We start from the raw sequence: 14,908 nt of genomic DNA, 5'->3' as shown, positions 1-14,908 counted from the left end.
CGGCGTAAAACATTCGCCCATAAAGCGAAAAAATCAGGCAGGAAGCACTATATGTTGTGCCTGCGCCGCGCGGTGACCGCGAATCTATGGCGCAACATATATGACGCTTTTATGTCGAGGTGGTTTACGCTTGTGCCCGTGCCTGCCGTTTGCGTTCATGCGGATCAAGATGGCGTTTGCGCAGGCGGATCGCATTTGGCGTGACTTCAACCAACTCGTCATCGTCGATATAGGCGATGGCTTCCTCAAGCGACATCTTGACCGGCGTTGTCAGGCGCACGTTTTCATCAGACCCCGATGCGCGCACGTTGGTCAGTTTTTTGCCTTTCAGCGGGTTCACTTCCAGATCGTTTTCCCGGTTGTGTTCACCGATGATCATGCCCTGATAGACATCTTCCTGCGCGCCGATGAAAAACTTGCCGCGGTCTTCCAGGTTGAAGATCGCATAGGCGACCGAGGTGCCGTTTTCCATCGAAATCAGAACGCCCGCGCGCCGGCCCGGGATCGACCCCTTGTGCGGCGCCCAGTCATGAAAGACGCGGTTCAGTACGCCAGTGCCTCGGGTATCGGTCAGAAATTCGCCGTGATAGCCGATCAACCCGCGTGATGGCACGTGCGCGATGATCCGCGTTTTCCCTGCGTTTTGCTTCATTTCGACCAGATCGCCTTTGCGCGGGCCGGTGATCTTTTCGATCACCGCACCTGAATATTCATCGTCGACATCAATGGTGACCTCTTCAATGGGTTCCAGACGCTGGCCGTTTTCTTCGCGAAACAACACCTGGGGCCGACTGATCGACAGCTCAAACCCCTCGCGGCGCATATTTTCGATCAGAACACCCATCTGCAGTTCGCCGCGACCTGCGACCTCGAACGCTTCGCCGCCAGGGGTGTCGGTGACGCGGATGGCGACGTTCGATTCGGCCTCTTTCATCAACCGGTCGCGGATCACGCGGGATTGGACCTTTTTCCCGTCACGGCCCGCTAGGGGGCTGTCGTTGATGCCGAAGGTCACCGTGATGGTCGGCGGATCGATGGGTTGCGCGGGGATTGGGGCGTCGACCTCGGGCGCGCAGATCGTGTCTGCCACCGTCGCCTTGGTCATACCGGCCAGACTGACGATATCGCCCGCCTCGGCCACATCAATCGGTTGCTGGGCCAGACCACGGAAGGCCAGAATTTTGGTGACACGAAACTGTTCCACCCGGTCGCCTTCGCGCGATAGCGCCTTCACTGTTTCGCCCGTTTTCAGCGTGCCGCTTTCAACACGACCCGTCAGAATACGCCCGATAAACGGGTCTGAACCCAGGGTCGTGGCCAGCATGCGGAAGGGCTCTGTCTTGGCCTCAATCTGTTTGGGGGCAGGCACGTGACGCACGATCAGATCAAAAAGCGCCGACAGATCCTTTCGCGGACCATCCAGCGCCTCATCCGCCCAACCGGACCGGCCCGAGGCATATAGGGCCGGGAAATCAAGCTGTTCGTCGTTGGCGTCCAGACTGGCGAACAGGTCAAAGACTTCGTCCAGTGCGCGGTCGGGTTCGGCATCGGGCTTGTCGACCTTGTTCAGCACCACAATCGGGCGCAAGCCAAGGGCCAGCGCCTTGGAGGTCACGAACTTGGTCTGCGGCATCGGGCCTTCGGCTGCGTCAACCAGCAGCACAACGCCATCAACCATCGACAGAATGCGCTCAACCTCGGCCCCGAAATCGGCGTGGCCGGGGGTGTCGACGATATTGATCCGTGTGTCGTTCCATTCCACACTGGTCGCCTTGGCCAGAATGGTGATGCCTCGCTCGCGTTCCAGATCGTTTGAATCCATCGCGCGTTCAGCCACCGCCTGATTTTCCCGGAATGCCCCGGATTGTTTCAGCAATTCATCCACCAGGGTGGTCTTGCCGTGGTCGACGTGGGCGATGATTGCGATATTGCGAAGGTCCATTTTCACTGCCTTATTCATAAGTTGCGCAGGCGTTAGCGTGCAACTGCAGAAAAGGCCAGCAGAAAGCAAAGTGACATTACGAAAAAGGATACTTATGAACATAGAGATTGAAGAAACGGGCAGTGGGATAGGGATTTGAACGAAGAGAACAATGCCGATCTTGAGTTTGCGTTGCAGGATTACTGGCCCGAGTTGAAACACACCCGTAACCGTATCTGGCGCTATGTGGCGATCTGGTTTGGTATTCTGATTGGGATTATTGTCGGTGCGCATGTGGTGTTTGGTGGCATGCATTTGATGTTGTGGGTCTTTATTATGATTTTTCTTTGGATAGGTTTCAGGTTCGCCAACAAGTATCTGACCGGTCTGGCCAGCGATCGTCTGATGCCCGCGCTGGCAAAGGTCACGGGGCTGGACTACGCCAAGGAATTCGATGACATCAAATCACTGATGCGGCGGGGCATGCTGCCGAATGAGGACTATTATGCGACGGAAGATGTGTTTTCAAACCAGGATGACAGTCTGAAATTTACTCTGGCCGAAGTCAGGATCAGCGGGTCGCCAAAGCGCGAATCGGGAAAGAAAAGTGTTTTATTTGATGGGGTTGTGATTGCCGTGAAACGCAATTCCCCCGAAGGTCAGGTCCTGGTTGTGCCTGCGAACGGCCGTCCGGCGCAATCAATCGCGCGCAGCCTGCGCGGCAAGGTGCAGTATCGCCACGCCGATCCGCAGCGCCGTAGAATTGGGGGCTATCAGGTGAATGTCCACACCAGCAAACGGGTGAAGGATGCTTCGGGTTTTTTGACCAAGCTGGAACAGATCAACGGCATGCTGCCCGCAGGATATACGTTTTTTTCGGCCTATCAGGACCCGACCGATACGTATGTGGGGCTGTATCACACGCGGGATCTGCATCGATTGGGTGGGTTGTTCATGACACAACGGGGGATACGCGACCGCATGGGCCGCGCGCTGTGGGATATCAAGGTGCAGTTGAAGCTGGTCGGTGTGCTGTTTGAGGACCCGTCTGATGCTGAGTCAGTCAAAAGCGCTTCGACTGTGTAAAAGCTGCTGATCGCGGGTTATGCCTTGGGCGACCATGACAGATGTTATCATTGAAGTGAAAAGCGATATGATCAGTATTGCTACCGAAATAATAAGGGCCAAAATGTTGATGAGACTGGTGGAAGTCCAAATAAATTCCGACATCAATAGACTAGCAATAAGACAAATGTACGTAGTGAATAATAGAAATGATGTAATCCACCAGATGTAAAAAACCAACGGTATTTCTGATTGCCGCCATTCATTTAGTTTTCTTGATACTTTCCAAATGTTTCGTAAAGCCATAAATGGTATCCAAAGATGTAAAATAGGGATTAGTTTTGATCCTGTAACAAAAACAGGCATTACTTTGAAATCATCCGCGCCCAAAGCCAAAGCATTATTGGCGGCACGATACATCCACATCATAAAACTGATGAAAGATGCGATTAAAAGAATAGTTGCTGCTATTGAGAGGTATTCTGGAATTAAGACGATCAAGATCATTACAGTATCTGTGGACAGAAATAGGTCTAATAATAAAAAACCCATAACCGCTTCTATAATAAAACTTAATGTCCCGCAGAAAAGCGTCAGATAAGTCGTCCATTTGACCCAAGCCAGTCGGGTTGAAGGGTCGCGGAACTCAGGGTGTTTATCTGTCATCGGTTCAATTGATCAAAAGAAAAATGGGCCACCCTTGATCGGGCGGCCCGTCTGGTTTTACATCGCGGCGTTCAGGTTTTCGTCGATTTTCTCAAGGAACCCTTCGGTCGTCAGCCATTTCTGATCGGGGCCGACCAGAAGGGCCAGGTCTTTTGTCATGTGACCGCTTTCGACCGTGTCGACGATGACCTTTTCCAGCGTTTCGGCGAATTTGGTCAGTTCCGCGTTGCCGTCCAGTTTCGCGCGGTGTTTCAACCCGCCGGTCCAGGCAAAAATGGACGCGATTGAGTTGGTCGAGGTCGCTTCGCCCTTCTGGTGCTGGCGGTAGTGGCGGGTGACGGTGCCGTGGGCGGCCTCGGCCTCGACAATCTTCCCATCGGGGGTCATCAGTTGCGATGTCATCAGGCCAAGCGAGCCAAAGCCCTGCGCCACGGTGTCGGACTGCACGTCACCGTCGTAGTTCTTACAGGCCCAGACAAAGCCACCATTCCATTTCATCGCACAGGCAACCATGTCATCGATCAGGCGGTGTTCGTAGTGGATGCCTTTGGCTTTGAACTTGTCTTCGAATTCTTCCTCGTAAACCTTCTGGAACAGCTCAAGGAAGCGGCCGTCGTATTGCTTCAGGATGGTGTTCTTGGTCGAGAGGTACACAGGCCAACCCAGGTTCAGGCCGTAGTTCATCGACGCGCGCGCAAAGTCGATGATTGAGGCGTCCAGGTTGTACATGCCCATTGCGATCCCGGCGGCGGGGGCCTGGAACACCTCGTGTTCGATCACATTGCCGTCGTCGCCCACGAATTTCATCGATAGTGTCCCCGCAGTGGGGAATTTGAAATCGGTGGCGCGGTATTGGTCGCCAAAAGCGTGACGACCGATGACGATGGGCTGAGTCCAGCCGGGCACAAGACGGGGGACGTTTTTACAGATGATCGGCGCGCGGAAGACAACACCGCCCAGAATGTTACGGATCGTGCCATTGGGGCTGCGCCACATCTTCTTCAGGCCGAATTCCTCAACCCGCGCCTCATCCGGCGTGATGGTCGCACATTTCACCCCGACACCAACTTCCTTGATCTTTTCGGCGGCATCGATGGTGATCTGGTCATCGGTACGGTCGCGTTCTTCGATCCCCAAGTCATAATAGAGCAGGTCGACATCCAGATAGGGCAGGATGAGCTTTTTCTTGATGAAATCCCAGATGATCCGGGTCATTTCATCGCCGTCAAGCTCGACAACCGGATTTTCAACTTTGATCTTTGACATGGGGTCCCCCTTGTTGCGTGAATCGGTCTTTGGCGTCGTCTAGCCTAATTTGCCACGCGGGGGAAGGTATGCCGTTGTATACGAAAGTGGTTGAGGGCTATTCGGGGTCTTGTTCCTGAGACTTCTGATAGGCATGCAGTTTGTCGGCAAGGAAGTGGCGGGCCTTGTCAAAAGCCAGTTTGGTTCGTACGGCGCTCAGAAAAGCTTCTTCCAGTGTTTGTGACGACGCACCGATCACTGTGCCCATTTTAACAAATAGGCGATCATCGCCTATCTCTTCCTGAACAGCGATACATTCATCGGCCAGCTGTTCGGCCATTTCTTCCAGTTTGGACATAATCAGCGTGTGTTTTCGGTCATCCTACGTTGGACGTATTCTGTGACATTTCCGATCATCGTGTCCATATGCGGGTCTTCGAAAAAGTGACCGGCGCCTTCGATTTCCTGGTGGGTGATCGTGATGCCCTTTTGTTCATGCAGCTTTTCGACCAGCGAATGTGTATCGGCGGGTGGCGCCACGCGGTCGTTTGTACCGTTGATGATCAAACCCGAACTGGGGCAGGGCGCCAGGAACGAAAAGTCGTACATATTGGCAGGTGGTGACACACTGATGAACCCCGTGATTTCAGGCCGGCGCATCAAAAGCTGCATACCGATCCATGCGCCGAAGGAAAAGCCTGCGACCCAGCAATGCTTTGAGTTGTTGTTCATCGACTGCAGGTAATCTAGGGCCGAGGCTGCATCGGACAGCTCACCAATCCCCTGATCATATTCGCCCTGGCTGCGTCCGACACCACGGAAGTTGAAGCGCAGCACGGTAAAGCCCATGTTGTAAAAGGCGTAGTGCAGGTTATAGACCACGCGATTGTTCATCGTGCCGCCGAACTGCGGATGTGGATGCAGGATAATCGCGATAGGGGCGTCTTTTTCTTTTTGCGGGTGATAACGGCCTTCTAGCCGGCCTTCGGGGCCGGGGAATATCACTTCGGGCATGGGCGTCCCTGTCTTTTTGCAGTTCTTTGGTTCGGTATTCTTGACGAATTCACTCGATTACCTTAGAACAATTCTAAACTACTGTATCGGGCACGGAATGTGCTGGAATAAGGCAACTAAGCAATCTGCCTTGGGACGTCAATGCAAATGCGGGTAGAGCAACGATGAAGCTAAGTACAAAGGGCAGATATGCAATGGTGGCGTTGGCCGATCTTGCGTTGCAGCCTTCGGATGCGCTGGTATCTCTGGGTGAGATTTCCAAACGCCAGGATATCTCGCTGCCATATCTGGAACAGCTGTTTGTCAAACTGCGCCGAGCCGAACTGGTCGATAGTGTCCGCGGGCCTGGCGGCGGATATCGGTTGGCGCGTCCGGCGTCCGAGATTCGTGTGGTGGATATATTGGCCGCTGTGGATGAAACGGTGGATGCGATGCACACCGGGGCCGGGGCCTCGGGTGGGGTGTCGGGCAGCCGGGCGCAGTCGATGACGAACCGGTTATGGGAAAGCCTGTCGGCGCATGTTTATGTGTTCTTGCACCAGACACGGTTGTCGGATGTGGTGAAAAACGATCTGACGCCGTGTCCCGCTGTTCCGAACCTTTTTGAGGTCGTGGACGGATGAACTGGTCAACGGAAACGCCTGCGGCGTTACGCCTTCTGGCACTTCGTGCGGTTTGCGCCTGCGGCGCGAGTGTGAGGACCGTCTCGGAAACGCTCTGGGGGAGCGTTTCAGGTCCGAACGGGCGGAGCCCAGCCAAGAAGAAGGTGGGGGTATGAGCCGGGTTTATCTGGATTATAATGCCACCGCTCCGCTGCGGGTCGAGGCGCGTGAGGCGATGTTGGCGGCCATGGATGTGGTCGGTAACCCGTCTTCGGTTCATGCCGAGGGTCGCGCGGCGAAGGCGATTGTTGAGAAGGCCCGTGGCCAGGTAGCGGCGCTGGTGGGCTGTGATCCACAGGAGGTGATTTTTACCAGTGGTGCGACTGAGGCGGTCGCCATGGCGGCCTATGACTCGGACGAGATTTTTGCTGCTCCTGTGGAGCATGATTGCGTGATCGCGAATGAGACCCTTCCGGAAGATTCTGCAAAGGTTTTCGATGTCTCGAAAGATGGGATCGTCAGCTTTACCGGCTATGCGCATCCGAGCTGGTTCTGCGGCGGTAATGAGCTGTTCTTTTTCCAGCGCGCAAACAGTGAAACAGGTGTACTGCAGGATGTATCGATGCCGCAAACAGCGCGCGATATTGGCATTGACGGTTTCAACGTGTTCCGGGATGTCGCACAGGCTTTGGGTAAGATTGCCGATCTAGGGCGTATACCTCCAAGGGAAGAGGCTAGTATTGGCAGTAGTTTAGCGGTGTCCGCACACAAGATCGGGGGCCCCAAAGGTGTCGGCGCTTTGATTGCCGGTCCTGGTTATACTCCTGGTCCGTTCAACATGCTGATTGAAGGCGGCGGGCAAGAGATGGGGCGGCGCTCGGGGACTGAGAATGTCATCGGGATTGCTGGATTTGGGGCTGCGGCAGAGGCTGCGGCACGAGATCTTGAGGCGGGCGTCTGGGAAAAAATTGAGAAACTTAGAAATATTCTAGAAAGTGCTATTGAGGCCCGCTCAAATGATACTATTTTTGTCGGGAAAGGGGCCGAACGGCTTCCCAATACCTCATGCTTTGCGACCCCCGGTTGGAAGGGCGAAACGCAGGTGATGCAGATGGACCTGGCAGGTTTTGCGATCAGCGCAGGCAGCGCCTGTTCCAGCGGTAAGGTGAAGTCAAGCCGCGTCTTGCGCGCGATGGGATATGACGAAGATGTGGCCGCCAGCGCGATCCGCGTGTCGCTTGGGCCCGAGACGACAGAACAGCAAGTCATGGCTTTTGCAGAAGCCTGGCTGAAAGCAAGAGATAAACAGCGCGCCCGCGCTGCATAAACAAAGAGAGAGGAACCCGAGATGGCGGCATTGGATGTTGATGTCAAAGAAGGCGTCGAAGCGGAAACCGTTGAGGCCGTTCAAAAGCTGGCGGGTAAGTACAAGCACGGTTGGGAAACCGAGATTGAGATGGAATATGCCCCCAAGGGGCTGACGCCGGATATCGTCAAACTGATCTCGGAACGTAATGAAGAACCTGAGTGGATGACCGAATGGCGTCTGCAGGCCTATGACCGTTGGCTGCAGATGAAAGAGCCTGAGTGGGCGATGGTGGATTACCCTGAAATCGACTTTCAGGATCAGTATTACTATGCCCGTCCAAAAAGCATGATTGAAAAGCCCAAGTCATTGGACGAGGTCGATCCGAAACTGCTGGAGACCTATGCAAAGCTGGGCATCCCTTTGAAAGAGCAGATGATCCTGGCCGGTGTCGAAGGGGCTGAGGATATGCCTGCCGAGGGGCGCAAGGTGGCCGTGGATGCGGTGTTTGACTCGGTTTCCGTGGGCACAACGTTTCAGGCCGAATTGAAAAAGGCCGGTGTGATCTTCTGTTCCATTTCTGAGGCAATCCGGGAACATCCTGAACTTGTGAAGAAATACCTGGGCTCGGTCGTGCCGGTTTCGGACAACTTTTATGCCACGCTGAACTCGGCGGTTTTCTCAGACGGGTCGTTTGTTTATGTGCCGCCAGGCGTGCGCTGCCCGATGGAGCTGAGTACATATTTCCGGATCAATGCGGAAAACACAGGGCAGTTTGAACGCACACTGATCATCGCCGACAAGGGATCTTATGTCAGCTATCTGGAAGGCTGCACTGCGCCGCAACGCGATACGTCACAGTTGCATGCCGCCGTTGTTGAACTGGTTGCCTTGGAAGATGCTGAAATCAAGTATTCCACCGTTCAGAATTGGTACCCCGGTGATGAGGACGGCAAAGGCGGCATCTATAATTTTGTGACCAAGCGTGCCGATTGCCGTGGGGATCGATCCAAGGTGATGTGGACGCAAGTGGAAACCGGATCGGCTGTGACCTGGAAGTACCCAAGCTGTATTCTGCGTGGTGATGACAGTCAGGGCGAATTCTATTCGATCGCGATCACCAATAACATGCAGCAGGCCGACACCGGCACTAAGATGGTGCATCTTGGTAAGAACACCAAGTCCCGGATTGTGTCCAAAGGGATCAGTGCGGGCAAGGCGCAGAACACTTATAGGGGGCTTGTATCGATGCACCCCAAGGCTAAGAACAGCCGAAATTATACGCAATGCGACAGTCTTTTGATCGGTGACAAATGCGGCGCACACACGGTGCCCTATATCGAGGTCAAGAATAACTCCAGTCGCGTTGAGCACGAAGCCACGACATCCAAAGTGGATGACGACCAGCTTTTCTATTGTCGCCAGCGCGGTATGGACGAAGAAGAGGCCGTGGCCCTTGTCGTGAACGGGTTCTGCAAGGAAGTGCTGCAGGCGCTTCCGATGGAATTCGCGATGGAAGCACAACAGCTTGTCGCAATTTCCCTTGAAGGATCAGTGGGTTAAAACCTGATTTGCGCGTTATGAAATACAGTGAAAGGGGGCGCCCTTTCACATAGGCTTCTTTGAAACTGAGATCTTCATCAAAATGAACACAGGACATGCGTTGAAAATCGATCCTTTGCGTGACACCGGTTCGTATGGAATCAGTCATGATAAAGGCGCTTTTGGCAGGGGGTGTGGCGTTTATTTTTCGCGTGATACTCAATCTGAAAGACCCCGCGCCGGTATTAGCCAAAAGATTTGGCATAACCGCAATGATCGGGTTTTTGTATATCCAAACCCGGCGCTTTTCACGTTTATTTTCAGAGACTTGAAAGGATTTAGTCATAAGAGCAAAAACGGTAAATTTAGTTCTTATGGGTCCGGCAAAATTTGCGTTCGGCTCGTAAAACCAGCGGCAATTCGCCATAATAGTGCTAAGCCTATCAATCTTTCGCCAAAGAACTGCCCAATTTGCTACGTAACCTGGAATGAAAGTGGAGGGTTGTATGTCAATTGGTCAATCATCGTTCAACAGTCGGGTCAGCCGCATCGAGGGGTCCGATGGTCTTATTCCATCCGGGGCACGTGGGGCACGGAAACCGCATTTCCTGACTGGCATCGCAACCGGTCTATTTGCTTATATCCTATTTGTACTGGGCGCATGGCATCTGGAAGAGTGGCCTGTTGTGAACTTTACCACAGCCGAAGAACTGGGCTGGATTGCACTTGGAACGATCATCGTCGGCTGGATCGTCCGATCCCTGTTGAAGATCGAGGGCAAAGGCGTCATTCGCAATCACCTGATCGGTATCATTCTGGCATTCGGTGTCTTTCACATGGGCGTTCACGCCTATCCCGAACAGTTCGAGATGGCCTTTGCCCCCGAGTGGGTCGAACAGACGATCACTACGACCAGTGCGGAGTTTCTGACACCAGACGCGGGCTTTCTTGCAGCGCGCGACGTACTGATGACGCGCTTGGAAAGCGTCGAGGGCTATCAGGAACTGGTATCTCAGCTGACCGAAGATCTGGAAGGCGAATAAGCCGCACCACAAATTCACTTAACCTAATACAAGGCTCCGCGCTTGCGCGGAAGCCTTTGTTGTCGTTTGTCTAAGAGGAAATCATGCTAGAAATCAAAAACCTGCACGTCAAACTTGAAGAAGAAGACAAGCAAATCCTGAAGGGTGTTGATCTGAAGGTCGAACCCGGCAAGGTGCATGCGATCATGGGGCCGAATGGCTCGGGCAAATCGACGCTATCGTACGTCCTGTCTGGTCGCGATGGCTATGAGGTAACCGACGGCAGCGCTGAACTGGAAGGCGAAGACATTCTTGAGATGGAGCCGGAAGAGCGTGCCGCGGCCGGTCTGTTCCTTGCATTCCAATATCCCGTCGAAATACCCGGTGTCGGCAACATGACATTCCTGCGTACGGCGGTAAATTCCCAACGTAAGGCCCGTGGTGAGGAAGAAATCAGCGCCGCAGATTTCCTGAAACTGATCCGTGAAAAGGCCAAAAGCCTTAAGATTGACGCCGATATGCTGAAGCGCCCTGTGAATGTCGGTTTTTCGGGTGGTGAGAAAAAGCGCAATGAAATACTGCAGATGGCCATGCTGGAACCCAAGATGTGCATTCTGGATGAAACAGACTCGGGCCTGGATGTAGATGCGATGAAGCTGGTGGCCGAAGGTGTGAATGCACTGCGCGATGCAGGTCGCGCGTTTCTGGTGATCACCCATTATCAGCGCCTGCTGGATCACATCAAGCCTGACGTCGTGCACATCATGGCTGATGGCAAGATCGTGAAAACTGGCGGACCCGAACTGGCGCTTGAGGTTGAAAACAATGGCTATGCCGACATTCTGGCTGAGGTAGCATGATGGCGCTTCCCAAGATCAAACAGGATACGACCGACACGCTTTTGTCGTCCATGGCGATGCCGGACGGTGCCGGTTGGTCAGCTGCTGCACGGGCGGATGCGCTGGCGCGTGTTCAGAAGATGGGCCTGCCGACGCGGCGCGATGAATATTGGAAATACACCGATCCTGCGACGTTGACGACGGTCGCGGCACCACCCGCCGCCACCTTTGATGTGGGCGACGAGACACCGCTTTATGATGCTATCGACAGGCTGAAGATTGTTTTTGTGGACGGTGTTTTCGATGCTGCTGCGTCTGATGACCTGACCATGGCCGGTGTCACAATCTCGCGTCTGGCCGAGGCCGGCGAAAAGGATATCCACTGGGCCAAGGATCTTTACGGCACTTTGGAAGCCAAGGGTCAACATCCGGTCGAACGGCCCATGGCCGCGCTGAACACGGCCTATGCGACTGATGGTATTCTGATCCATGCAACGGCCAAGGCTGAAAAGCCTATCAGCCTGATTTATCATCATAAATCGGAAGAGTCTGACGCTATCCTGCACCACTGCGTGAAGCTCGACAAAGGTGCTGAGCTAACCATTCTGGAAAACGGACCTGCGGCGGCGCGGTTTAACAAATGCATGGAAATCGATGTGGCCGATGGTGCAGCCTTTCATCATATCCGGGCGCAGGGGCGCGATCATGAACGCCGCGCAGTCACGCATATGTTTGCGCGTCTTGGGACCGAAAGCGTCTACAAAAGCTTTACGCTGACGGCAAACGGTGTGCTGACCCGCAATGAAACTGTGCTGGAATTGACGGGTGATGATGCTGTTGCCCATGTCGCAGGTGCGGCCATGGGTGATGGTGATTTTCACCATGACGATACCGTTTTCATTACCCATGATGCGGTCAACTGCGAAAGCCGGCAGGTTTTCAAGAAAGTGCTGCGCAATGGCGCAGTGGGGGTATTTCAGGGAAAAATTCTGGTACAGCCCGGTGCGCAAAAGACCGATGGCTATCAGATCAGCCAATCGCTGCTGCTGGATGAAGACAGTCAATTCCTGGCAAAGCCCGAACTTGAAATCTATGCAGATGATGTGGCCTGTTCGCATGGCTCAACCTCTGGTGCGATTGATGAAGAGGCGCTTTTCTATCTTCGTTCGCGCGGTGTCCCCAAAGGGCCAGCGCAGGATCTTCTGGTGCTGGCGTTCCTGGCCGAGGCAATCGAGGAAATCGATGATGAAGATATCGCCGCTGATATCCTGACGCGTCTGGAAGGCTGGCTGGCCCGACGTCGTTAGTATGGCTGTCAGTTCGGATATCATCGCCACCTACAAAGGACCGGCGCGTGTGATGCGCAAGCTTATGTCGGCTGGTCAGCGGGAAGACCGTGCCCTGGCCGTTCTGATGGGCGCCTGCGTGCTGGTCTTTGTCGCGCAATGGCCGCGACTTGCGCGTGAGGCGCATCTGAACACCGAAGCTGAATTCGCGCAATTGATGGCCGGCGCCTTGATGGGATGGATTTTTATCATGCCGCTGGTGCTTTATGGTCTGGCCGCGCTGACGCACCTGATCGCCGGACTGTTTGGCGGGCGCGGGACTTGGTACAGGGCGCGCCTGGCTCTGTTCTGGAGCCTTCTGGCCTCAACACCTTTGCTCTTCTTACACGGTCTGGTGGCGGGTTTTATTGGGCCGGGCACGCAGTTATCCGTCGTCGGCGCACTTTGGCTGCTGGCCTTTGGTATATTCTGGATCTCGGGCCTGCGCGTGGCAGAGCTTGAGGCCCCGGTGAAAGCGGACTAAGTACCCAGTATGACCTTGACCGCACAATCCATAATTGCGCTGTTTCAGCTGTCCTTCGCTAACCCCAAAGAGGGGGCCGAGAAAATTTTAGCGCTAGGTATTCCGCGCGAAGCCAATTGGCTGATTGTGGCGATCGTGGCTGTTCTTAGCGGACTGCTTAGCGCAGTATTTCAGATGGTGACACCGGAAAATCCGCAGCCGATGTTCATGATGCCATCGTCCCCCGGCGGGCTGGTCGCAATAAGTGCCGCGACGTTGCTGTCGATGATCTTTGCTGTTCATTTGGCCGGTCGCGCGTTCAGCAGCCAGGGCAGTTTCGATGATTGCATGGTGCTAATCTGCTGGTGGCAGTTCATCTGGATCATTGTTCAGTCCGCCAGTGTGCTGCTGATCATGATGATACCGGCCATCGGGGCGTTGTTTTTCCTGATCATGGGGGGCTATTGCCTGTGGCTTTTGGTCAGCTTTACGGACGTGATCTATCGGTTTAATTCGCCAGGTAAATCAGCGTTGTTGCTGGTGCTGGCGTTTCTGGGTGTGGTCTTCACCCTTGGGTTTGTATTGTCAATTCTGGGTATCGTCCCCAATGAGGGTCCACAAAGTGCTTGATATCGAAAAAATTCGCGCCGATTTCCCGATCTTGTCGCGCCAGGTGAATGGCAAGCCACTGGTTTATCTGGACAACGGCGCTTCGGCCCAAAAACCCAAGGCTGTGATTGACGCGATTACTACCGCCTATTCCCATGAATATTCCAATGTTCACAGGGGCTTGCATTATCTTTCCAATCTGGCGACCGAAAAATACGAAAGTGTTCGTGGCACTGTCGCACGATTTCTCAACGCCCCGTCCGAGGACGAGATTGTACTGAATTCCGGCACGACCGAAGGCATAAATACCGTCGCCTACGGGTGGGCCATGCCACGTCTGAAGGCCGGTGATGAAATTGTGCTAAGCGTCATGGAACACCACGCTAACATCGTCCCCTGGCATTTCCTGCGCGAACGGCAGGGTGTTGTGCTGAAGTGGATTGATGTTGACGTCAGCGGTGCGCTGGACCCGCAAAAGGTGATTGATGCGATTGGCCCTAAAACGAAACTGATTGCGCTGTCGCATTTATCGAATGTTTTGGGCACCAAGGTCGACATCAAAACGATCACAGCCGCGGCGCATGAAAAGGGCGTGCCGGTTCTGGTCGACGGATCGCAGGCCGCCGTTCATATGCCGGTTGATCTGACCGATCTGGATTGTGATTTCTATGCGATCACAGGGCATAAGCTGTATGGTCCCAGTGGATCAGGCGCGATTTTTATCAAGCGTGAACGGATGGAAGAAATGCGCCCCTTTATGGGCGGGGGTGATATGATCCGTGAAGTGCATCGCGATCACGTGACATATAACGATCCACCCATGAAGTTTGAGGCAGGAACGCCCGGTATCGTGCAAACCATCGGTCTGGGCGCGGCGCTGGAATACATGATGACCCTTGGCATGCAGAACATTGCAGATCACGAGGACCGCCTGCGCGATTACGCCCGCTCAAAACTGGATGGTTTGAACTGGCTGACGGTTCAGGGGCAAACGCCCGATAAGGCCGCAATATTTTCGTTTACACTGGATGGTGCGGCCCACGCGCATGATATCTCGACCGTTCTGGACAAAAAGGGTGTTGCCGTGCGCGCGGGTCACCACTGCGCTCAGCCACTGATGGATCACATGGGCGTTTCGGCCACGTGCCGCGCGTCATTTGGCCTTTATAACACCACACACGAGGTGGATGTTTTGGTGGAAGCGCTTGAATTCTGCCACGAGCTTTTTGCCTGACCGGTCGCTTTCCCGCTGTATCTGAAAGACCCGTGTTGTGCCGACCCCGGCATAA

The 14,908-nt window shown here is 54.2% G+C and carries 15 protein-coding genes; 10 read left to right on the top strand and 5 right to left on the bottom strand.

The features are described 5' to 3' along the window. Positions 1-124: 124 nt before the first annotated feature. Positions 125-1,942 (bottom strand): translational GTPase TypA, encoded by a 1,818-nt coding sequence (typA, locus tag H7848_RS04745; protein ID WP_208348495.1) that lies wholly within the window; start codon positions 1,940-1,942, stop codon positions 125-127. 135 nt (positions 1,943-2,077) lie between these two features. On the opposite strand from typA, the gene H7848_RS04740 reads away from it, so the two are divergent. Next, entirely contained in the window at positions 2,078-3,007 is a 930-nt protein-coding gene (locus tag H7848_RS04740; RefSeq protein WP_208348492.1) for a hypothetical protein, read from the top strand. On the opposite strand, the gene H7848_RS04735 is transcribed toward H7848_RS04740, so the two are convergent. From H7848_RS04735 to H7848_RS04720, 4 genes are all read right to left on the bottom strand, one after another. Further along, complete coding sequence (locus H7848_RS04735) at positions 2,981-3,652, bottom strand: DUF4328 domain-containing protein (protein ID WP_208348489.1); 672 nt, start codon at positions 3,650-3,652, stop codon at positions 2,981-2,983. The genes H7848_RS04740 and H7848_RS04735 overlap by 27 nt on opposite strands. A gap of 57 nt (positions 3,653-3,709) precedes the next feature. Further along, positions 3,710-4,918, bottom strand: a complete 1,209-nt coding sequence (locus H7848_RS04730; RefSeq protein WP_208348487.1) for an NADP-dependent isocitrate dehydrogenase — start codon at positions 4,916-4,918, stop codon at positions 3,710-3,712. A 97-nt stretch (positions 4,919-5,015) separates the two neighbouring features. Next, positions 5,016-5,255, bottom strand: a complete 240-nt coding sequence (locus tag H7848_RS04725; RefSeq protein ID WP_237072585.1) for a hypothetical protein — start codon at positions 5,253-5,255, stop codon at positions 5,016-5,018. Positions 5,256-5,257: 2 nt separating this feature from the next. Next, positions 5,258-5,911 carry an alpha/beta hydrolase gene (locus H7848_RS04720; protein ID WP_208348485.1) on the bottom strand — a complete coding sequence of 218 codons (654 nt, stop codon included), beginning with the start codon at positions 5,909-5,911 and terminating at the stop codon, positions 5,258-5,260. 164 nt (positions 5,912-6,075) lie between these two features. On the opposite strand from H7848_RS04720, the gene iscR reads away from it, so the two are divergent. From iscR to H7848_RS04675, 9 genes are all read left to right on the top strand, one after another. Next, positions 6,076-6,534 carry a Fe-S cluster assembly transcriptional regulator IscR gene (gene iscR / locus H7848_RS04715; RefSeq protein WP_208348482.1) on the top strand — a complete coding sequence of 153 codons (459 nt, stop codon included), beginning with the start codon at positions 6,076-6,078 and terminating at the stop codon, positions 6,532-6,534. Between the two features lie 151 nt (positions 6,535-6,685). After that, on the top strand, positions 6,686-7,840 hold the full coding sequence (locus H7848_RS04710; protein WP_208348480.1) for a cysteine desulfurase family protein: 1,155 nt from the start codon (positions 6,686-6,688) through the stop codon (positions 7,838-7,840). 21 nt (positions 7,841-7,861) lie between these two features. Continuing rightward, entirely contained in the window at positions 7,862-9,382 is a 1,521-nt protein-coding gene (sufB, locus tag H7848_RS04705; RefSeq protein WP_208348478.1) for a Fe-S cluster assembly protein SufB, read from the top strand. Between the two features lie 485 nt (positions 9,383-9,867). After that, positions 9,868-10,404 carry a hypothetical protein gene (locus H7848_RS04700; protein ID WP_208348476.1) on the top strand — a complete coding sequence of 179 codons (537 nt, stop codon included), beginning with the start codon at positions 9,868-9,870 and terminating at the stop codon, positions 10,402-10,404. Between the two features lie 83 nt (positions 10,405-10,487). Beyond that, positions 10,488-11,243, top strand: coding sequence for a Fe-S cluster assembly ATPase SufC (gene sufC, locus H7848_RS04695; RefSeq protein WP_208348474.1), 756 nt, complete (start codon positions 10,488-10,490; stop codon positions 11,241-11,243). Continuing rightward, on the top strand, positions 11,243-12,529 hold the full coding sequence (sufD, locus tag H7848_RS04690; protein WP_208348637.1) for a Fe-S cluster assembly protein SufD: 1,287 nt from the start codon (positions 11,243-11,245) through the stop codon (positions 12,527-12,529). Before sufC ends, sufD begins: the two co-directional genes overlap by 1 nt. 1 nt (position 12,530) lies before the next feature. Next, the gene (locus tag H7848_RS04685) at positions 12,531-13,031 is read left to right on the top strand and encodes a YIP1 family protein (protein WP_208348472.1); all 501 of its coding nucleotides are present in this window, start codon (positions 12,531-12,533) and stop codon (positions 13,029-13,031) included. Between the two features lie 9 nt (positions 13,032-13,040). Then, complete coding sequence (locus tag H7848_RS04680) at positions 13,041-13,640, top strand: Yip1 family protein (protein ID WP_208348470.1); 600 nt, start codon at positions 13,041-13,043, stop codon at positions 13,638-13,640. Next, positions 13,633-14,853: a cysteine desulfurase gene (locus H7848_RS04675; protein WP_208348469.1), complete on the top strand. Its 1,221-nt coding sequence runs from the start codon at positions 13,633-13,635 to the stop codon at positions 14,851-14,853. The genes H7848_RS04680 and H7848_RS04675 overlap by 8 nt, the downstream gene beginning before the upstream one ends. Positions 14,854-14,908 lie beyond the last annotated feature (55 nt).

Source organism: Pseudaestuariivita rosea, from assembly GCF_017592335.1.
GTDB lineage: Bacteria > Pseudomonadota > Alphaproteobacteria > Rhodobacterales > Rhodobacteraceae > Parasulfitobacter > Parasulfitobacter rosea.
The sequence above is the reverse complement of the archived record's forward strand: the minus strand, read 5'-3'. Positions and strand labels throughout refer to the sequence as shown.

Excerpts from the sequence above, each read along its gene's own strand:
- typA (WP_208348495.1), bottom strand. The coding sequence starts at position 1,942 with ATGGACCTTCGCAATATCGCAATCATCGCCCACGTCGACCACGGCAAG.
- H7848_RS04735 (WP_208348489.1), bottom strand. The coding sequence starts at position 3,652 with ATGACAGATAAACACCCTGAGTTCCGCGACCCTTCAACCCGACTGGCT.
- H7848_RS04730 (WP_208348487.1), bottom strand. The coding sequence starts at position 4,918 with ATGTCAAAGATCAAAGTTGAAAATCCGGTTGTCGAGCTTGACGGCGAT.
- H7848_RS04725 (WP_237072585.1), bottom strand. The coding sequence starts at position 5,255 with ATGTCCAAACTGGAAGAAATGGCCGAACAGCTGGCCGATGAATGTATC.
- H7848_RS04720 (WP_208348485.1), bottom strand. The coding sequence starts at position 5,911 with ATGCCCGAAGTGATATTCCCCGGCCCCGAAGGCCGGCTAGAAGGCCGT.
- iscR (WP_208348482.1), top strand. The coding sequence starts at position 6,076 with ATGAAGCTAAGTACAAAGGGCAGATATGCAATGGTGGCGTTGGCCGAT.
- H7848_RS04710 (WP_208348480.1), top strand. The coding sequence starts at position 6,686 with ATGAGCCGGGTTTATCTGGATTATAATGCCACCGCTCCGCTGCGGGTC.
- sufB (WP_208348478.1), top strand. The coding sequence starts at position 7,862 with ATGGCGGCATTGGATGTTGATGTCAAAGAAGGCGTCGAAGCGGAAACC.
- H7848_RS04700 (WP_208348476.1), top strand. The coding sequence starts at position 9,868 with ATGTCAATTGGTCAATCATCGTTCAACAGTCGGGTCAGCCGCATCGAG.
- sufC (WP_208348474.1), top strand. The coding sequence starts at position 10,488 with ATGCTAGAAATCAAAAACCTGCACGTCAAACTTGAAGAAGAAGACAAG.
- sufD (WP_208348637.1), top strand. The coding sequence starts at position 11,243 with ATGGCGCTTCCCAAGATCAAACAGGATACGACCGACACGCTTTTGTCG.
- H7848_RS04685 (WP_208348472.1), top strand. The coding sequence starts at position 12,531 with ATGGCTGTCAGTTCGGATATCATCGCCACCTACAAAGGACCGGCGCGT.
- H7848_RS04680 (WP_208348470.1), top strand. The coding sequence starts at position 13,041 with ATGACCTTGACCGCACAATCCATAATTGCGCTGTTTCAGCTGTCCTTC.